We start from the raw sequence: 21,404 nt of genomic DNA, 5'->3' as shown, positions 1-21,404 counted from the left end.
TCCGATTTCGGCCGTACGGTACGGGGGTCAGGTGAGGTCGCCGAACTGGCTGTCGATGTAGGCGAGGACCTCGTCGGCGGTGGCCGCGCTGAGCGTCTCCTCGCGGTCGGCCGCGGCGGGTGCGGCGGCGTCGAGCCGGTGCAGGATCCTGCGCAGCCGGTCGGCGAGTTCGCCGTGCGCGGGGTCGTCGGGGGCCAGTGCCTCCGCCGCCGTCTCCAGTCGGTCGAGGTCCCGCCGCAGCCGTTCTTCCGGGCCGGGCCCGGCGGGCACGGCCTGGCGGAGCAGGTGGTCGGCGAGGGCCACCGGGGACGGATGGTCGAAGATCAGCGTCGCCGGGGCGGCGATGCCGGTCGCCGCCCGGATCTGGTTGCGCAGTTCCACGGCGGTGAGGGAGTCGAATCCCTGGTCCTTGAAGGCCTGGTCGGGGTCGACGTCGTCGGCCCGGGTGTGGCCGAGGACCTGCGCGGTGCGGTCCAGGACGAGGGCGAGGACATGGGCGTGACGTTCGTCGTCGGGGAGCGCGGCGAGCCGGCCGGTGAAGTCGGCGCCGGGGTCGGCCGGGGGCCGTACGGAGGTGGCCGCGCGGCGCGGCGCCCGTCCGAGGAGTTCGCGCAGCAGGGCGGGGGCGGGCTGTTCGCGGTGGCGGGCGCGGAGCGCGGCGAGGTCGAGGGGTGCGGCCGTGACCGTGGGGGCGGGGCCGGTGAGCGCCGCGTCGAACAGGGCGAGTGCCCGTTCGGTGGACAGGGCGGTCGTGCCGGTGCGGCGCAGCCGCTCCCGGTCGCGTTCGCCGAGCGCCTCGGTCATACCGCTGTTCTCCGCCCACAGGCCCCACGCAATGGAGACGGCCGGAAGCCCGTAGGCGGCGCGCCGTTCGGCGAGGGCGTCCAGGTAGGCGTTCGCGGCGCAGTAGTTGGCCTGCCCAGCGGCGCCGAACGTGGCGGAGGCCGAGGAGAACATCACGAAGTGGGAGAGGTCCAGGTCCCGGGTCAGTTCGTGCAGATGGCGGGCGCCGTGGGCCTTGGCGTGCAGGACCGTGTCGAGGCGGTCGGGCGTGAGGGAGGTGAGGACTCCGTCGTCGACGGCTCCGGCGCAGTGCACGACCCCGGTCAGCCGGTGGCCGTCGGCGGCGAGCCGGTCCAGCAGTGCGGCCAGGGCGGCACGGTCGCCGACGTCGCAGGCCGCGAGGTGTGTCTCGGCCCCGGCGGCGCCGAGCTCGGTGAGCAGGGCGTCGGCGCCGGGCGCGGCCGGGCCGGAGCGTGCGGTCAGCACCAGCCGCCGTACGCCGTGCCGGGTGGCCAGGTGGCGGGCGACCAGACGGCCGAGGGTGCCGGTGCCACCGGTGACGAGGACGGTGCCCTCCGGCGTCGGCTCGGGGGTCAGGGGGGCACCCCCTGGGGCGTGTTGCCCGGCAGAGGGGACGTTCGCGAGACGCCCCAGGGTCAGGACCGCCTTGCCGAGGATCCTGGCCTGGGCGACGGCACGGAACGCGTCGGGCGCCCGGTGGATGTCCCAGGTGGTGACGGGCGGTGCGGTGAGGACGCCGTCGGCGAGGAGCGCGGACAGGTCGGTGAGCATCTCCTGGACGCGCTCGGGGCCCGCGTCACCGAGGTCGAAGGCCCGGTAGCGGATGCCCGGGCGGTCGGTGGCGACCCGCTCGGGGTCACGCACGTCGGTCTTGCCGATGTCGACGAAGTGTCCGCCGCGCGGCAGCAGGTCGAGCGAGGCGTCGGTGAACTCCCCCGCGAGCGAGTTCAGGACCACGTCCATGCCCTCGCCGCCCGTGTGGGCGAGGAACTTCTCGCGGAACGCGGTGTCCCGGGAGTCCGCGAGGTGCGCGTCGTCCAGGCCGGCCGCGCGCAGCGCGGGTTGTTTGGCGGCGCTCGCCGTGGCGAAGACCTCGGCGCCCAGATGCCGGGCGAGCCGGATCGCGGCGCTGCCCACGCCCCCCGCCCCGGCGTGCACCAGAACCCGCCGCCCCGGTCCCACGTCGGCCAGGTCGCGCAGCCCGTACCAGGCCGTCAGGTACGCCACGGGCACGGCGGCGGCGTGGGCGAACGTCCATCCGTCGGGGACGGGGGCCAGCAGCCGCTGGTCGGTGACGGCCACGGGTGAGAACGCGGCGTCGAGCAGGCCCGCCACCCGGTCACCGGGTGCGAACCGGGTGACGTCGGGACCGGTCTCCAGGACCACTCCGGCGCCCTCGATGCCGAGTTCGGCGTCCCCGGGGTACAGGTCGAGGGCGATCATCGTGTCCCGGAAGTTCACCCCGGCGGCACGGACGGCGACCCGTACCTCGCCGGGGGCCAGATCCCGTTCGGCGTCCGGGTGGGGCACGAGTGCCAGGTCGGCGATCGAGCCCCGGCAGGTGGAGTCCAGCCGCCAGGGGCCGTTGCCGTCCGGTTCGCCGAGCGGTGCGCTGTGGTCGGCGCGTACCAGACGCCTGCCGTGCAGGCGCCCGGCGCGGAGGGCCAGCTCGGGCTCTCCGCAGGCGAGGACCTCCGAGAGGAGCGGCTCGCCATGGCCGCCGCCGGCGCGCTCGATGCCGGTGCTGGTGCTGGTGTCCAACAGCACCACGCGGCCGGGGTGTTCGGCCTGGGCGGCGCGGACCAGACCGGCCGCGGCGGCGTGGGCGAGTGCCTCCTCCGTCCGCTCACCGGTTCGGACGGCCGCAGCGAGCAGGCCGGGCTCCGGTATCACCGCGGCTCCCCGGGTGACGACCACGAGGGGGGTGTCGGTGAACCGGTCGTCGGTCAGCCATTCCTTCAGGAGCCGGAGCACGAAGGCCGTGACGTCCCGTACCGCGCCGGACGGGCAGCGGGCCACGACGGCGTCGGGGAGGTCCACCACACGTCCGAGGTCGGGGTGTCCCTCGTCGGTGACCGGCAGCGCGAGTGACGTGACGGGGGCCGTCGCCCCGGTGGGCGGCAGGGCGGTCCAGCCGATCCGGAACAGGGTGTCGTGCTCGGGGACGGCCGCCGTCGGCGACCGGTCGGGCGTCACCTCGCGCAGCACCAGCCGTTCGACGGTGACCACGGGGGCACCGTCGGCGTCCACGGCCGTCAGCGCGACCGCTCCGTCCAAGCCCCCGGTCAACCGGACGCGCAGGGCGTCGGCACCGGTCGCGTGGACCCGTACGCCGGTCCAGGTGAACGGCAGCCTGGCGGCGGCGCCGGGCGGCAGGTCCACCCCGAGAGCGTGCAGGGCGGCGTCCAGCAGGGCGGGATGCAGGGCGAACCGGCCGGCGAGGGCCCGGTCCTCCTCGGGCAGTTCCACCTCGGCGAACAGCAGCTCCGGGGTGTCGTCGGCGCGCAGCACGGAGCGAAGTCCCTGGAAGGCGGGCCCGTAGTCGAAGCCGGCGTCGATGAGACCGGGATAGAAGCCGTCGAGCGGGACCTCGGTGCAGGAGTCCGGGGGCCATGGGAGAGGGTGCTCTGTTTCCGTCGCGGGCGCGGGCGGCGCGAGTATTCCCTCGGCGTGCCGCGTCCAGGGCCGGTCGTCGTCCACAGGGGCGTCGGCGTCCCCGGCGGCGTCGGCGGCGACAGGCCGGGAGTGGACCGCGACGGTACGCCGCCCCGTCGCATCCGCCGTCCCGACGACGAGGTGCAGGTCGACGGCGGTATCACCGGCCAGGGCCAGTGGCGTGAACAGGGTCAGCTCGGACAGTTCCGGGCAGCCGAGGCGCTGTCCGGCCCAGCACGCCAGGTCCACGAAGGCGGTGCCGGGCAGCAGGACGGTGCCGAGCACCGTGTGGTCCGCCAGCCAGGGGTGCGTCGCCGAGGACAGCCGGCCGGTCGCGATGACCTCGCCGCCGGAGGCCGGGGCGAGCCAGGTGTGCAGCAGCGGGTGCCCGGCCACGCCGAGGCCCGCGGCACTGAGCGCGGCGGCCGTGGGCCCGGCACCTGTACGGGGCCAGTAGCGGCGGTGCTGGAAGGCGTACGTCGGCAGCTCCACCCGCCTCGCCCCGCTCCCGGCGAACACCGCCCGCCAGTCCACCCCCACACCACCCACATGCACCCGCGCCAACGCCTCCAACAGCGCCACCGCCTCGTCCCGCCCCCGACGCAACGCCGCCACACCCACCACCTCGGGCGCGCACTCCTGCACCAGCGAGGTGAGAGCACCGTCGGGGCCCAACTCCAGTACGGCGCCCACGCCTTGGGCCCCCACCGCCCGCACACCGTCAGCGAAGCGCACCGTGGCCCGTATGTGCCGCACCCAGTACTCCGGCGTGCACAGCTCCTCCCCCGCCACCTCACCGGTCACATTCGACACCACCGGGATCACCGGCGCGGAGAACGTCACCCCGGACAGCACCTCGGCGAACTCGCCGACCATCGGCTCCATCAACCCCGAATGGAACGCGTGCGACACCTCCAGCCGCTTCACCCGCCGCCCCTCCGCAGCGAACCGGCCCGCCACCTCCCCAACAGCCTCCTCAGCCCCGGAAACCACCACCGACGACGGACCGTTCACCGCCGCCACCCACACACCCGGCGCATCCGTCAGCTCCGACTCCTCGGCCTGTACCGCCCACATCGCACCCCCGGACGGCAGCGCCGCCATCAGCCGGGCCCGCGCGGCCACCACCCGGCAGGCGTCAGAAAGCGACCACACCCCCGCCACATGAGCCGCGACCAACTCACCCAATGAATGCCCGAACACCACATCCGGCCGCACCCCCCACGACTCCACCAACCTGAACAGAGCGACCTCGACCGCGAACAGCGCCGGCTGCGCCCACCCCGTCGACGCCAACTCCCCCGCCGGACCCCCGAAGACCAGCTCCTTCAACGACCCCGGCAGCAACCCCTCGAACCCGGCACACACCTCCTCGAACGCCTCCGCGAACACCGGAAACGCCTCATACAACCCCCGCCCCATCCCCACCCGCTGCGCACCCTGACCCGAGAACACCACCGCGAGCCCACCCTCGGAGGCGAGGCCGCGTACGAGTCCCGGGAACGGGCGGTACTCGGCCAGGGCGTCGAGAGCGGCGCGGAAGGTCCCGCGGTCGCCCTCGACCACGACGGCGCGGTGCTCGAGGGCTCCGCGGTGCGCGGCCAGCGTCAGGCCGATGTCGTGGAGAGAGATCGCCTCCGCGTCGTCGTCGAGGAAGTCCCGCAGGCGTGCGGCCTGGGCGCGCAGGGCGGTCGCGCCGCGCGCGGACAGGAGCAGGGGTACGGCGGGAAGGGGACGGCCGGTGTCCGTCATCACCCCTTCCTCGGGTGCCTGTTCGAGGATGAGGTGGGCGTTGGTGCCGCTGATCCCGAACGCGGACACACCCGCCCGGCGTGGGCGGTCGGTCTCCGGCCACGGCTGGTTCTCCGTCAGCAGCCGTACGGTGCCGGCGGACCAGTCCACCTGTCCGCTGGGTTCGTCGGCATGGAGGGTGCGCGGGAGCACGCCGTGCCGGAGGGCGAGAACGGTCTTGATGACTCCGGCGACTCCGGCGGCGGCCTGGGTGTGGCCGATGTTGGACTTCAGCGAGCCGAGCCACAACGGCCGGCCGTCGGGGCGGTCCTGTCCGTACGTCGCCAGCAGCGCCTGTGCCTCGATCGGGTCTCCCAGTCGGGTCCCCGTGCCGTGGCCCTCGACCGCGTCCACGTCCGCCGCCGACAGCCGGGCGTTCGCCAACGCGTCCCGGATGACCCGCTGTTGCGAGGGGCCGTTCGGGGCGGTGAGGCCGTTGGAGGCGCCGTCCTGGTTGATGGCCGAGCCGCGCACCAGCGCGAGTACGGGGTGACCGTGGCGCCGGGCGTCCGACAGCCGCTCGACGACCAGGACGCCCACGCCCTCACCCCAGCCCGTGCCGTCCGCCGCGTCCGCGAACGCCTTGCACCGGCCGTCGGGAGCGAGTCCGCCCTGCCGGGCGAACGCCTCGAACGCCACGTCGGTGGAGAGCACCGCGGCACCCGCCACCAGGGCGAGTTCGCACTCGCCGTCGCGCAGCGCGCGGACGGCGGTGTGGAGGCTCACGAGAGAGGAGGAGCAGGCGGTGTCGACGGTGACCGCCGGGCCTTCCAGGCCGAGGGTGTACGCGATCCTGCCGGAGGCCACGCTGCCGGCCGAGCCGGTGAGGGCGTAGTCCAGTCCCTCCTCGGTGGTGGCGGCCAGGGTGGCGTAGTCGAAGTTCCCGGCGCCGACGAACACGCCGGTGCGGCTGCCGCGCAGCGACAGCGGGTCGATGCCCGCGCGCTCCACCGCCTCCCAGGACGTCTCCAGGAGCAGCCGCTGCTGCGGGTCCATCGCGAGGGCCTCGCGCGGTGAGATGCCGAAGAACGCGGCGTCGAAGTCGGCGAGGTCGTGGAGGAAGCCGCCCTCCGACGTCGGGACGGAGGGGCTGGGCCGCCAGCCCCGGTCGACGGGGAAGGACGTGATGCCCTCACGGCCCTCGGCGACCAGCCGCCACAGCTCCTCGGGCGAACGGACGTCGCCGGGGAGCCGGCAGGCCATCGCGACGACGGCGACGGGGTCGTCCGTCGCCTGCCCGGAGACGGGCGCCGACGCGACGGTCCCGGCGAGGGCGGCGGCCGGTTCGGCGGTCAGCAGGGCGCGCAGCGCGGCGGCCACGGCGGCGGGGGTGGGGTGGTCGAAGACGAGGGTGCTGGGCAGGCGCAGTCCGGTGGCGGCGGTCAGCCGGTTGCGCAGGTCCACGGCGGTCACCGAGTCGATGCCGAGGTCGCGGAAGGCGTCGGAGCCCGAGATGGCGTCCTGGCCGGCGTGGCCCAGGGCACCTGCCGCGGCGGACCGTACGAGGTCCAGCAGGAGGCGGTCGCGTTCGCGGTCGGTGAGACCGGCGAGCCGTTCGGCCAGGGCGGATTCGCCGGGCGTGCCCGCCGGGCTCTCGGTGGACGCGGTGGGGCGGGTGGCTTCCGGGATCTCGTCGAGGAGGGTGCGCCGACGGGTGAGTCCGAAGCCGGTGCCGAACGCCGCCCAGTCCATGTCCGTGACGGTCAGCTGGGTCTCGTCGCGGCCCACGGCGTCCCACAGCGCGGTGAGGGCGGTCTCCGGGTCCATGGCCCGTACGCCGATCCGCTCGAACACCCGCTGGGTCCGGTCGTCGACCATGCCGCCGCCGGCCCAGCTGCCCCACGCGACGGAGGTGGCGGTCAGACCGCGGGCCCGGCGTCGGGCGGCGAGGGCGTCGAGGTGGGCGTTGGCCGCCGCGTACGCGGCCTGCCGGGTGCCGCCCCAGACGGCGGCGCCGGAGGAGAAGAGGACGAAGGCGTCGAGGTCGTGGCCGTCGAGGAGTTCGTCCAGGTGGCGGGCGCCGTCCACCTTGCCCGTGGCCATGGCGGCGAGGTCGGCGGGTGTGGTGGCGTCGAGCCGGCCGAGAGCGCTGACGCCCGCGGTGTGCACGACCGCCGTGAGCGGGAGTTCGGCGGGGACGGCGGCGAGCACGGCGGCCAGGGCGGCGCGGTCGGCGGTGTCGCAGGCGGCCAGGGTCACGCGGGCACCGAGGTCGCGCAGTTCGCGGGCGAGGTCGGCGGCGCCCGGGGCCTCGGCGCCCCGGCGGCTGGTCAGGACGAGATGCTCGGCACCCTCGCGGGCCAGCCGGCGGGCGACATGACCGCCGAGGGCTCCCGTACCGCCGGTGACCAGGACGGTGCCCCGGGGACGCCAGGGGCGTACGGGCCGTACGGTGGCGTGCGGGGCCCGGGTGAGGCGGCGCACCCGGGGACCGGAGTCCCGTAGCGCCCATTCCTGTTCGTCTCCGGGCGTGGCGAGGACGGCGCACAGCGCGTGGGCGGCGGCGTCGTCGAGCCGTGGCGGCAGGTCGATCAGACCGCCCCAGATCTCGGGCGTCTCCAGACCGGCCACCCGGCCGAGCCCCCAGACCTGGGCCTGTTCGGGGCTGGGCCCATCGGGGGACTCGCCCTCGCCGAGCGCGGTGACGGCGCCCTGGGTCAGGCACCACAGCGGGCCTGTGTCGGCGTCCAGGGCGGCCTGCGCGGCGGTGAGGGTGTCGGCGACTCCGACCGGGACGGCCGGGTGGCCGGGGTGCGGGCGGGGGTCGGTGCCGAGGAGGGAGACGACGCCGGCGAGGGGCGCGTGGGCGCGCAGCAGTTCGGCGAGTTCCGCCCGTCCGGTCGTCGGGCCGACGTGGATCCGCTCCACTCGTGTGGCGCCGTGCTCGCGCAGGGCTGTCTCGGCCCAGGTGTCCGCGCCGGTACGGGAGGCGCCGGAGGCCTCCCCCTCGCCGGGCACCAACACCACCCAGTCGCCGGCGAGTCGGCCGCCCGCCGGTACGGGCGCGGGCTTCCAGGTGACGTGGTGGCGCAGGCCGTCGATCGCGGCGCTCCTGCGGGCGTCGGCCCGCCAGTCGGCCAGAGCGCGCACGGTGCTCTCCAGGGCGTCGTCCGCCGGCACGCCCAACTGCCGGGCCACGGCCCGTGCGTCGCCCTGGTCGACGGCCTCCCACAGGGCGGCGGTGCCCGGATCGTCGGCCGTGGCCGGAGCGGGGCGGTCGAGCCAGTGGCGGGAGCGCTGGAAGGCGTAGGTGGGCAGTTCGACGGTCCGGGCGCGGGAGCCCGCGAGCAGAGCCGTCCAGTCGACCGGGGCACCGTGCGCGTAGGCCTCGGCGAGGGCCTCGACGAACCGGCCGGGGCGGCCGCCCTGTCCGCGGCGCAGCGTGCCGATGACGGCGGCGGCGGTGTCCTCGACGGTGTCGAGGGTGCCCTGGACGGCGCCGACGAGCACCGGGTGCGGGCTGACCTCGATGAACAGGGTGTGGCCGTCGTCGAGCAGGGCGCGGGTGGCGTCCTCGAACCGGACGGTGTGGCGCAGGTTGCGGTACCAGTAGCCGGCGTCGAGCCCGGTGGTCTCCAGACGGGTGCCGGTGAGCGCGGAGTAGAAGGCGACGGCACCGGCGCGGGGGCGTACGGGGGCGAGGAGGCCGGTGAGCGTGTCCTCCAGGTCGGCGACGTGCCGCGAGTGGGACGCGTAGTCGACATTGACGCGGCGGGCGCGTACCTCGTCGCGGGCGCAGGAGGCCTCCAGTGCGTCCAGGGCGGTGGCGTCACCGGCCACGACCACCGAGGACGGGCCGTTGACGGCGGCGATGTCGAGGCTGTCCGCCCAGGGGGCCAACCGCGTGCGTACGACGTCGACCGGTTCGGGGACCGACATCATGCCGCCGCGGTCCGCGAGGTCGGCCAGCGCGCGGGAGCGCAGGGCGACGACCCTGGCGCCGTCCTCCAGCGACAGTGCGCCGGCGACGACGGCGGCGGCGATCTCTCCCTGGGAGTGGCCTACGACGGCATCGGGCCGGATGCCACAGGAGGCCCAGAGTTCGGCGAGCGACACCATGACCGCCCACAGCACAGGCTGGACGACGTCGACCCGGCAGAGGAGGTCGGTGGCGTCCGGGGCGCGCAGTACGTCGGTGAGCGTCCAGTCGGTGAACGGCGCGAGGGCGGCTTCGCACTCGGCCATGCGGCGTTCGAACACCGGGGACGCCGTCAGCAGGTCCACCGCCATGCCGGCCCACTGGGAGCCCTGGCCGGGGAAGACGAGGACCGTGCGGGCGGGGCCCCGGGCGGTGCCGTGGACGACGCCCTGCCCGGTGGTGCCGTCGGCGATCCGGTCCAGCTGGGCGAGGAGGCCCTCCCTGTCGGGCGCGAGGGCCACCGCGCGGTGCTCCATGGCCGTCCGGGTGCTCGCCAGCGACCGGGCGATGTCGGCCGGTGCCGTGTCGGCCTCGGTCGACACGGCGTGCCGGTGGAGTGTGCGGGCCTGTGCGCGCAGCGCCGCCTCGGTGCGGGCGGTGAGCGGCCAGGGCAGCAGGGGCGGTTCCGCGAAGGGCCGCGTGGCCGGGGTCTTCGGGGCTGTCGCGTCGTCGGCCGGTACGGCATCGGTCTCGGCCGGTACGGCATCGGTCTCGGCCGGTACGGCATCGGTCTTGGCCGGTACGGCATCGGTCTCGGCCGGTACGGAGTCCGCGTCGGCCGGCGGCTGTTCGACGATGACGTGGGCGTTGGTGCCGCTGATGCCGAACGAGGACACGGCGGCCCGGCGCGGACGCCCCGTCTCGGGCCACGGCCGCTCCCGCGTCAGCAGTTCGACGGCGCCGGCGGCCCAGTCCACCTCAGGGGTGGGCTCGGCGGCGTGCAGGGTGCGGGGCAGGACGCCGTGGCGCATCGCCAATACCGTCTTGATGACTCCGGCGACGCCGGCGGCGGCCTGGGTGTGGCCGATGTTGGACTTCAGGGAGCCGAGCCACAACGGCCGGTCCGCGGGGCGGTCCTGGCCGTACACGGCGAGCAGCGCCTCGGCCTCGATGGGGTCGCCGAGCCGGGTGCCGGTGCCGTGCGCCTCGACCGTGTCGACGTCCGCCGCCGTCAGTCCGGCCGCGGTGAGCGCGGCGCGGATGACCCGTTCCTGGGCGGGGCCGCTGGGGGCGGTGAGGCCGTTGGACGCGCCGTCCTGGTTGACGGCCGAGCCCCGCACGATCGCGAGGACCGGGTGGCCGTTGCGGCGTGCGTCCGACAGCCGCTCGACGAGCAGCAGGGCGGCGCCCTCGGACCAGCCGGTGCCGTCCGCGCCCGCCCCGAACGCCTTGCAGCGGCCGTCCGCGGCGAGACCGCCGTGCCGTTCGAAGCTGAGGAACATGCCGGGCGTGGGCAGCACACACACCCCGCCGGCCAGGGCCAGGTCGCAGTCACCGCGCCGCAGCGCGTCCGCGGCGAGATGGAGGGCGACCAGGGAGGACGAGCAGGCGGTGTCCACGGTGACCGCGGGGCCGTCGAAGTCGAAGGTGTAGGCGATGCGGCCGGAGGCGACGCTCGCCGTGGTGCCGGTCAGGACATGTCCGCCGACGTCGTCGGGTGCCTCGTCGAGGCGGGGTCCGTAGTCCTGGGCGACGAGTCCCGCGAACACGCCGGTCCGTTTGGCGGCGGGCGATCCGGGGTCGATCCCGGCGCGTTCGAAGGCCTCCCAGGAGGTCTCCAGGAGCAGCCGCTGCTGTGGATCCATCGCGGCGGCCTCACGCGGCGAGATCCCGAAGAAGGCGGCGTCGAAGCCGGCCACGTCCGGCAGGAACCCGCCGGGGAACGAGACGTCCCAGCCGCGGTCCGCGGGGACCGCTCCGATGGCGTCCCGGCCGGCCGCCACCAGCTCCCACAGCCGCCCCGGCGAATCCGCGCCGCCCGGCAGCCGGCAGGCCATGCCGACGACGGCGACCGGCTCGTGCGCGCTCGCCTCGGCCCGGCGCAACCGCCCCCGGGTCTCGTGCAGTTCGGCCGTGACGCGCTTGAGGTACTCGACCAGCTTCTCTGCTTCCGCCATGTCCCGTCACTCCCCGTGCTCTCGCCGGCCGGTCCCGAATTCCTGATCGATGAACGAGAAGATCTCGTCGACGCTCGCGGCCCGCAGCGCGGCACGCACGTCCTCGTCCCCGCTGTCGCCCGCCGCCGCGTCCGCCACGTCGCCACCGGCCGCCACGCCGGTGGCGTACCGCTCCTCGCACCGGGCCAGCAGGGCGCGCAGTCTCGTGACGGCGCGGTCCAGGTCCGGCGGGTCCGCGGGTGTGCTCGCCAAGAGGGCCTCCAGGCGGCCGATGCCCTCGTCGAGGGTCCCGGCGGCGGTGTCGGCCGGTGGGCCAATCCGGGTGCGCAGGTAGCGGGCCACGGCCATGGGTGTGGGCTGGTTGAACAGCAGCCCGGCCGGCATACGGTGGCCGGTCGCGGCCGTGAGCCGGTTGCGCAGTTCCACGCCCATCAGCGAGTCGAACCCCAACTCCTTGAAGGTGCGGGCCGGTTCGACGCGGCGGCCGTCGCGGTGGCCGAGCACGGCGGCGGCGTGAGCGCGTACGTGGTCGAGGAGCGCGGTCTCCTGGTCCTGGGCGGAACGGCCGGCCAACAGCTGGTCGAGGGTGCCGTCGCCCGGCCGGTCGAGGGCGGACGCCGGGCCCGCGTCCGTGCCGGGCGCCGTCGTCTCGCGCCAGGCGGAGCCGGCGAGTTCGCGGTACAGCGGCAGGGCCCGGCCCTCGTGCGCGGCGCGGCGTACGCCCGGCAGGGACAACGCCAGCGGCAGCCGCAGGGCCGGTCCGGGCCGCTGCCAGGCCGCGTCGAGGAGGGCCAGGCCGTGCGCGGCGTCGAGGGGCAGCAGTCCGGCGTCGCGCATACGGCGCAGATCGGTGGCGGTGAGCCCGCCGGTCATGCCCGAGGTGGACGTCCAGGGGCCCCAGGCGAGCGAGACGGCGGGCAGTCCACGGCTGCGCCGCAGCTGGGCCAGGGCGTCGAGGAAGGTGTTCCCGGCCGCGTAACTGCCTTGCCCCGCCGCGCCGTTGACCCCGGAGACGGAGGAGAACAGCACGAAGGCGGCCAGGTCGGTGCCGGCGGTCAGCTCGTGCAGGTGCCAGGCGGCGTCGATCTTGGGCCGCAGTACCCGGTCGAGGTCGCCGGGGTCGATGGCCTCGACCACGGCGTCGTGCAGAACGCCCGCCGTGTGCACGACCGCCGTCAGCGGCCGGTCGGCGGGGACGCCGGCGATGACGGCCGCCAGCGCGTCCCGGTCGGCGGCGTCGCAGGCGGCGACGGTGACCCGCACACCGGGTTCGGCGCGCAGCGCGGCGATCGTCTCCCGGGCGTCCGGTGTGTCGGCGCCCCGGCGGCTGACCAGGAGCAGGTTGCGGGCACCGTGCCGGGTGACCAGGTGCCGGGCGACCATGCGGCCGAGGGCGCCGGTTCCGCCGGTGACGAGGACGGTGCCGTCGGGGTCGAAGGGCCGCCGCGGTTCGGGGGTGGTGGCGTCGGGGTCGAAGGGCCGCCGCGGTTCGGGGGTGGTGGCGTCGGGGCCGACGGGCCGCCGCGGTTCGGGAATGGTGGCGTCGGGGCCGACGGGCCCCCGCAGTTCGGGAATGGTGGCGTCGGGGCCGACGGGCCCCCGCAGTTCGGGAATGGTGGCGTCGGGGCCGACGGGCCCCCGCAGTTCGGGAATGGTGGCGGGTGCCGCGGGAGACACGATCCGTGGTGCGTACAGCCGCCCCCCGCGCACCGCGATCTGTGGTTCGCCACTGGCCACGGCGGCGGGCAGCGCGCCGGCCGAGGCGGGGTCGTCGTCGAGGTCGACGAGGAGGAACCGGCCGGGGTGTTCGGTCTGCGCCGAGCGGAACAGGCCCCACACGGGCGCCTGGGCGGGGTCGCACGGTCCGTCGTCGGTGGCGACCGCGCGGCGGGTGACGACGACGAGCCGGGTGTCGGCGAGCCGGTCGTCGGCGAGCCAGGTCCTGGCCAGCCGGGCGGCCCGGTGCGCGGCGGCCCGGGCGGCGTCCGCCATCCGGTCGCCGGCCATGGTGAGCTGCCCCGTCCCGGCCACGGTGAGCTGACCGGTCCCGGGCGCCGTGGGCTGCCCCGTCCCGGGCACGGTGAGCTGACCGGTCCAAGGCGCGGTGGGCTGACCCGTCCCGGCCACGGTGAGCTGACCCGTCCCGGGCACGGTGAGCTGACCGGTCCAAGGCGCGGTGGGCTGCCCCGTCCCGCCCCCGCCGTCACCGGTGGGCGTCGGGTGCGGCGCGGAGCCGCAGCGGGTGACCAGCAGGTCGGGCGTGGTGCCGGCGGCGGTCAACGAGTCGAGGTCCGGGTGGAGTTCGGCGCCGGGCAGGGCGTCGGTGAGTTCCGTGTCGCCGAGCAGTGCCCAGCGCGCGGCAGGCGTGCCGGGGGGTGCCGTGACCGGGTGCCAGGCCAGTTCGTACGGCGTGTCGGTGTCGTAGAGGCCCGGCGTCCGCCCTGCGTCGGCGGGCAGGGGGCTCGGGCGGAGCGCGCCGAGGGTTGCGACGGGCCGCCCGGCGGGGTCGGTGAGCCGGACGGTGACGGTGTCGCCGTCGGCGGGGGTGATCCTCGCCCGCAGCGGGCCGGACGCGTGAGGGGACACGGTGACCTCGCGGTAGTCGGCCCCCGGCCAGTTCTCCGTGTCGTCCGGCCGGGTCGCCCGCAGGGCGTGCAGGACGCCCTCCAGCAGCCCCGGGTGCAGTCCGAAGTCGGCGGCCTCGGCGCCGTCCGTGTGCGGCGGCACCAGTTCGGCCCAGAGCTCGTCGCCGCGCCGCCACATCGCGCGCGGCCCGGCGAAGGCCGGTCCGTACGTCATGCCGTGTGCGGCGTCCCGGTCCTCGTGGTCGCCGATCTGCTGCCTGTCGACAGGCTCGGCGTCCGCCGGAGGCCATGGAGCCGGCTCGTCCACCGGTGGCCACTCCCCCTGCGTGTCAGCGGGCACGGCGGGGGCCAGGACGCCCTCGGCATGGTGCGTCCACGGGGCGGCGCCGTCCTCGGGCCGGGTGTGCACGGTCACCGCACGCCGGCCGCCGGGATCCGGCGCTCCGACGACGACCTGGAGGTCCAGTCCGGCCCGGTCGGGCAGCACGAGGGGTGCGGTCGGCCGCAGTTCGGCGACCTGCCCCGCGCCGGTCTCGCGGGCCGCGGTCACAGCGAGGTCCAGCAGGACGGTGGAGGGGACGAGGGGGGTGCCGTGGACGGTGCGGTCGGCGAGCCAGGGGTGGGTGGTCCTGGAGATCCGGCCGCTCAGCAGGGTGTGCCCCGTGTCCGCGAGAGCGACGGCCGTGGTGAGGACGGGGTGGTCGAGCGGTGTCGCACCGGGCTGGACGGCCGAACCGGCCGGAGCGGTGCGCGCCCAGTACCGCCGGCGTTGAAAGGCGTAGGTGGGCAGGGCGTCGGGAGCGGCGGGCCGCCGCCCGGCGAAGACCGCGTCCCAGTCGGGGTCGGCTCCCGCGAGGTGCAGCCGGGCGAGCGCCGCAGTGGCGGTGTAGGGCTCCGGCTGGTCCCTGCGCAGTACGGGCACGATGAGCGGCGAGGTCCGCGGGTCCGCGCCGGCCCCCTCGGCCTCGGCTTCCCGGACGAGTGCGCACAGGACGGCGTCGGGCCCCAGTTCCACGTACCGGGTCACGCCCAGCGAGCGGAGCGTGCGCACTCCGTCGTGGAAGCGGACGGTTCCCCGCACGTGGCGGACCCAGTGGCCGGGCGAGCACAGGTCGCTCTCCGTGGCCGGTTCACCCGTCAGGTCGCTGATCACCGAGCGGATCGGCGGGTGGTACGTGACGGAACGGGCGACCTCCTCGAACTCGGCGAGCATCGCGTCCATGTGGGGCGAGTGGAACGCGTGCGAGACGCGCAGGGCACGGGTGCGGCGACCCCGTCGGGCCCAGGCGCCCGCGATCTCGCGCACCGCGTCCGCGTCGCCGGAGATCACCACGGACGTCGGTCCGTTGACGGCGGCGAGGCCGACCTCCTGGGCACGGGCGGCGAGTTCGGGCAGGATCTCGTCCTCGGTCGCCTCGACGGCCGCCATGGCTCCGGTGGCGGGCAGCGCCTGCATCAGCCGGCCGCGGGCGGCGACCAGCGCGCAGGCGTCGGGCAGGGTGAGCACTCCGGCGACGTGGGCGGCGGCCAGTTCGCCGACGGAGTGCCCGAGCAGGTGGTCGGGGGCGATTCCCCAGTGCTCCAGCAGCCGGAAGAGCGCCACTTCGAGGGCGAACAGGGCGGGCTGGGCGTACTCGGTGCGGTCGAGCGGTTCCGGTTCGTCGGCGAGCGCCTTCAGCAGCGGATGGGTGAGGTGCGCGTCGAGGTGTACGGCGATGTCGTCCAGGGCGTCGCGGAACGCGGGCTGGGCCGCGTACAGGGCCATGCCCATGCCCGGCCGCTGGCTGCCCTGGCCGGTGAAGAGGAAGGCGGTGCGCCCGGCTTCGGCCACCGACCGGAACGCGGTGGGTGTCTCGGCGCCGGCGGCCAGGGCGTCCAGTCCGGCCAGCGCCTCCTCGCGGTCGGCGGCGACGACTGCCGCCCGGTGCGGCAGGGCGGCCCGGGTGACGGCGAGCGCACAGCCGATCCCGGCCACGGCTCCCTCGGGCGCGGCCTCGGAGGTGGTCCGGGTCAGCCGCGTACGCAGCCGGTGGGCCTGGGCCCGCAGCGCGTCCTCGGTCGCGGCCGACAGGACCAGCGGTACGGGTGCGGAGGCGGCGAGGGCTTCGGGAGCGGGGGCGGCGGGAGCGGGGGCATCCGGAGCCTTGCCGTCGGAGGCGTCGGAGGCCGCCGCCTCGTGCGTGGACTCCTCCAGGACGACGTGGGCGTTGGTGCCGCTGATGCCGAACGACGACACCCCGGCCCGGCGCGGGCGTCCCTCCTCCCCCGGCCACTCCCGCGCCTCGGTCAGCAGGGTGACGGAGCCGGCCGACCAGTCGACCCGGGGTGAGGGTTCGTCCACGTGCAGGGTGCGGGGCAGCGTGCCGTGGCGCATCGCCATGACCGTCTTGATGACGCCCGCCACACCGGCGGCGGCCTGCGCATGACCGATGTTGGACTTCAACGAGCCGAGATACAGCGGCCGTTCACGGTCCTGCCCGTAGGTGGCGAGCACCGCGTGCGCCTCGATCGGGTCCCCCAGCCGGGTTCCGGTGCCATGCGCCTCCACCGCGTCCACCTCGGCCGCCTGCAGCCCGGCGTCCTCCAGCGCCGCACGGATCACCCGCTGCTGGGCGAGCCCGTTCGGCGCGGTCAACCCGTTCGACGCACCGTCCTGGTTGACCGCCGAACCACGTACGACCGCGAGCACCGGGTGACCGTTGCGGCGCGCGTCGGACAACCGCTCCACGAGCAGCACACCCACCCCCTCCGACCAGCCCGTGCCGTCGGCCGCCGCCGCGAACGCCTTGCACCGCCCGTCCACCGCCAGCCCGCCCTGCCGCTCGAACTCGGCGAACAGACCGGGCGTGGCCATCACCGTCACGCCGGCGGCGAGCGCGAGCGAGCACTCGCCGCGCCGCAGCGCCTGGGCGGCGAGATGGAGGGCGACCAGCGAGGAGGAGCACGCGGTGTCGACCGTGACGGCGGGGCCCTCGCAGCCGAAGACGTAGGAGAGACGGCCGGACAGGACGCCGGCGGTGTTCCCGGTGAGCAGATGGCCGCGCAGGTCGTCCGTGGCCTCGTGCAGCCGGGGGCCGTACTCCTGGGACATGGCGCCCACGTAGACGCCGGTAGGGGTGGAGCGCAGCGCGGACGGGGCGACGCCGGCGCGTTCCAGAGCCTCCCAGGCGGTCTCCAGGAGCAGCCGTTGCTGCGGGTCCATCGCGAGGGCCTCGCGCGGTGAGATGCCGAAGAGGTCCGCGTCGAAGTCGGCGGCGTCGGCGAGGAATCCACCACGGTGGTCCGCGCGGTCCCAACCACGGTCGGCCGGCGGCCCGGAGATCGTGTCGGCCTCGTCCAGGAGGGCCTGCCACAGCTGTTCGGGACTGGAGATCCCCCCGGGCAGTCGGCAGGCCATGCCGACGACCGCGATCGGTTCGTCGGCGGCCGTCGGCACCGCGGGCCGGTGCGGGGCCACTGCGGGCGCCGCGGGCCCGGGAGCGATGTCCGGGTCCGCGCTCAGGTGGGCGGCGAGCGCTGTGGGTGTGGGGTGCTCGAACAGCAGAGTGGTGGGCAGCCGTCGTCCGGTCGCGGCACTGAGGCGGTTGCGCAGTTCGAGGGCGAGGTGGGAGTCGAAGCCGAGGTCCTTGAAGGTCAGCCCGGGGGTGATGGCGGCCGCGTGGTCGTGGCCGAGCACGACGGCGGCCTCGGCGCGTACGAGGTCCAGCAGGTCGGCAGGGGTGGTGCGGGCGGACGGTGTCGCGGCCTCGGACGGAGCCGGAGCCTCGGAGATCGCCGGAGCCGGAGCCGGAGCCTCGGACGGTGCCGGAGTCTCCGGCTGGGCAGGGGCGGTCGCCGTTTCGGCGGGCTCCTCCACCGCGCGGCGTTCGTCGGCGCGGGCCGTCGCGGGAGCCAGCCAGTGCCTGCTCCGCTGGAAGGCGTAGGTGGGCAGTTCGGTCCGGGGGCGGTGTCCGGCGAGGGCGGGCGTCCAGTCGACGTCGACCCCCTGGACGAACGCCTGCGCGAGGGACGTCGCCATCTGCTCGGGGCCGCCGTGGTGGCGGCGCAGTGTGGGGACGACCACCGGCTCGGCGCCGGAGCGTTCCACGGCGGCGGCCACGGCGGTGGTGAGCACCGGGTGGGGGCTGATCTCGACGAAGGTGCGGTGTCCCGCCCGGGCGAGTGCCGTCACGGCGGGTTCGAAGGCGACCGTCTCGCGCAGGTTCCGGTACCAGTAGGCGCCGTCCGGCACGGGGTCGGTCGTGCCCCGAACGACGGTGGAGTGGAACGGCACACGGCCGGAACTCGGGGTGATGTGGGCGAGGTCGGCGAGAAGTTCCTCGCGGATGGCCTCGACGTAGGAGGAGTGGGAGGCGTAGTCGACGGCGACGCGGCGGGCGCGGATGTCGTCCGCCGCGCAGGAGGCGAGGAGTTCGTCCAGCGCGTCGGGCGCGCCGGCCACCACGACGGCGTCGGGGCCGTTGACGGCGGCGAGTTCGAGCCGGCCGCCCAGCGCCGCCAGCCGGCCCAGGACGGCGTCCTCGGACTCGGAGACGGCGACCATGCCGCCGTGTCCGGAGAGTCGGCGGCCGATCAGCCCGGCGCGCCGTACGACGATCGTCGCGCCGTCCTCCAGGGAGAGCGCGCCGGCCACGCAGGCGGCGGCGACCTCACCCTGAGAGTGGCCGACGACCGCGGCCGGCTCCACGCCGTACGCGCGCCAGAGCTCCGCGAGGCTCACCATGACGGCCCACAGGACGGGCTGGAGCACATCGACCCGGTCGAGGTCCGGCGCGCCGGGTGCCCCGCGCAGCACGTCGGTGGGAGACCAGTCGACGCATGCCGTCAGGGCGCGTTCGCACCGTGCCCAGCAGTCGGCGAACGCGGGCTCGGCGTCGAGGAGTTCCACCGCCATGCCCGCCCACTGGGAGCCCTGTCCGGGGAACACGAAGACGGGTCCGGGGGCGGCGGGGTCGGTCTCCGGGCCGGTCGCGGTGACGAGACCGGGCGCGGACGCGCCCCGGGCGAGCGCGGCGAGGGCGCCGCGTCGGGCCGAGGGGGCCGTGCCGAGGACGACCGCGCGGTGGGGGAAGACGGTCCGTGAGGTCAGCAGTGCGTGGGCGAGATCGGCCGGGTCGGCGTCGGGGCCGGGGCCGGTGTCCAGGAGCCGCCGTGCCTGTTCGGCGAGAGCCTGTGGGGTCCGGGCGGAGATGACCCACGGCGCGGCGGTGGGCGCGGGCGCCTCGGTGGGCGGGGTGTCGTCGCCCGTCCAGGAGGCGAGGACCACATGGCAGTTGGTGCCTCCGAGACCGAAGGAGCTGACGCCCGCGATCCGGGGTCCGTCGGTGTCCGGCCAGGGCTCGGTGGCGCGCTGGACGGTCAGCCGCAGGTCGTCCAGCGGGATCCGGGGACTGGGGGTCTCGTGGTGCAGGGTCGGTACCAGTCGCCCGTCGCGCAGGCACAGCACCGCCTTGATGAGCCCGGCGATGCCCGCCGCGCCCTCCAGGTGGCCGATGTTGGTCTTGACCGAGCCCACGCGCAGGCGTTGTCCGGCGGGGCGGGCCACGCCCAGGGCGGCGCCGAGCGCGGCGGCCTCGACCGGGTCGCCCTCGGGCGTGCCGGTGCCGTGCAGTTCGACGTACTGGACGGCCGCCGGGTCGGTCGCGGCCCGGGCGCAGGCGCTGAGGATCACCTCGCGCTGTGCGTCGGGGTCGGGGGCCGTGAGCGCGCTGCCGCCGCCGTCGTTGTTGACGGCGCTGCCGCGGATCACGCAGTGGATCCGGTCGCCGTCGGCGAGCGCCGCCGACAGGGGTTTGAGGACGACCAGGCCTCCGCCCTCACCGCGTGCGTAGCCGTTGGCGCGGGCGTCGAAGGTGTGGCAGCGGCCGTCCGGGGAGAGGGCGCCGAGCCGGGTGAGCGCGAGGGTGCTGTCCGGGGAGAGGATCAGGTTGACGCCGCCGGCGAGCGCGAGCGCGCACTCGCCGCGGCGCAGGCTCTCGACGGCCAGGTGGACGGCGACGAGCGAGGAGGACTGCCCGGTGTCGACCGTCAGGCTCGGGCCGCGCAGTCCGAGGGTGTACGAGACACGGTTGGCGAGGACGGAACGCTGCAGTCCGGTGAAGGTGTGCGGGGTGACGGCGTCGGGTCCGCGCTCCTGCACGAGCCGGGCGTAGTCGTCGGCGATGGCGCCGACGAACACACCGGTGCCGCCTGGGGCCTGTTGCGAAAGTCCCGTCGTCCGCCCGAAGGGCGGGGCCGGCGGCGTCCGGTGCGTGCTCTCGGCGTGCCGGGTGCAGGCCCTCGTACTGGATGTACTTGGGTCTGTGCCCGGTGCGGCGGTGGGGACACCTCCCGCTCGAGCGAAGCCGAGAGCGGGGGGGCATGCCGGGCGTCGCCGGGCAGGCGGGACTTTCGCAACAGGCCCTGGGCCGGCGGTGACGATGCCGGCGTGTTCCAGCGCCTCCCAGGCGAGTTCCAGCAGCAGGCGCTGCTGGGGGTCCGTCGCCGCGGCCTCGCGCGGGGAAACGCCGAAGAATCCGGCGTCGAACCGGTCGACCTCGCTGAGGAAGCCGCCCCGGAGGCCGGTCTCGGACAGGCCGGTCCCGGACAGGCCTGGGACGACGCTTCGGCGTTCGGCCGGTACCTCGGCGACGGCGTCACCGCCGCGGGCGAGCAGTTCGGCGAACTCCGACGGGCTGCCGGCCCCCGGCAGGCGGCACGCGACGCCGACGACGGCGATCGCCTCGGACCCACCCGGCATCCGGTTCCTCCATGTGTTCGAGGTGCTCGAGAACGTGCGGGACAACGTGTGCCGTCCGGCGGCGCGCGGCCGGCGGCAGCCCGGCTCAGAACCGGGAGAAGGTGAGCAGGTCCCCGGGGACGAGTTCGTCGCCGACGACGATGAAGCCCTTCTTCTCGAAGTGGTTGTCGTCGATCACCGTGAAGTCGTCCACGAACCGGTGCCGTCCGCCGAACACGGCGCTGTCGCCGGTGATCGTGAAGTGGCCGTCGACCCAGCCGGGGCTGGTGAACGTGCCGTGGTGGCCCCAGTCGTCGTAGTAGAAGCAGGCGAAGGACTTGTCGACGTCGCTCCAGCCGAGGAGCCAGGTGGCCACGATGCCGGGCACCGGGATGTTCTGGGTCCACTCGTAGAACCGGCCGTCGGCCAGCGGGCGTGCGGAGCAGGTGGCCTCGCCGGTGCTGACCTGTTCGGTGGTCAGATTCGTGTACGCGATGCGAAAGTCCCCGAGAATGAAGTCGAGCTGCGCCATTTCCGGTGCCACTTCGCCCCGGGTCGGGAACACGATTTCACCGCTGTCGGCGGGAACGGAATCCCGCAATGCCTCGTCCGAGGACGGTACGGACTGCGCGCTCATGGCCAACTCCTGGAGATCGGAACGCCGTTCCTTGCCCTTGGGAAGTTATGGACCGGCGGATGCCGCGCACAAGCCCGGCCGGATCGGATAGGGGTGCCGGGCGGGCTTTTCGGGGGCTGCACGGAACGGCTAGGGGTGTTTGTCGCGTGAGGACGGCGAATACGCTCGCGCAGACGGG

At 75.4% G+C, this 21,404-nt stretch carries 3 protein-coding genes; all 3 read right to left on the bottom strand.

What is annotated here, in order from left to right; all coding sequences use genetic code 11:
* Positions 1-27 precede the first annotated feature (27 nt).
* Positions 28-11,268 carry a type I polyketide synthase gene (locus JIX56_RS43780; protein WP_443032085.1) on the bottom strand — a complete coding sequence of 3,747 codons (11,241 nt, stop codon included), beginning with the start codon at positions 11,266-11,268 and terminating at the stop codon, positions 28-30.
* Positions 11,269-11,292: 24 nt separating this feature from the next.
* The gene (locus JIX56_RS43770; protein WP_306819914.1) at positions 11,293-20,610 is read right to left on the bottom strand and encodes a type I polyketide synthase; all 9,318 of its coding nucleotides are present in this window, start codon (positions 20,608-20,610) and stop codon (positions 11,293-11,295) included.
* Between the two features lie 85 nt (positions 20,611-20,695).
* On the bottom strand, positions 20,696-21,226 hold the full coding sequence (locus JIX56_RS43765; RefSeq protein ID WP_257549497.1) for an NlmOI: 531 nt from the start codon (positions 21,224-21,226) through the stop codon (positions 20,696-20,698).
* Positions 21,227-21,404 lie beyond the last annotated feature (178 nt).

This window comes from Streptomyces sp. CA-210063 (genome assembly GCF_024612015.1).
Lineage (GTDB): Bacteria > Actinomycetota > Actinomycetes > Streptomycetales > Streptomycetaceae > Streptomyces.
The sequence above is the reverse complement of the archived record's forward strand: the minus strand, read 5'-3'. Positions and strand labels throughout refer to the sequence as shown.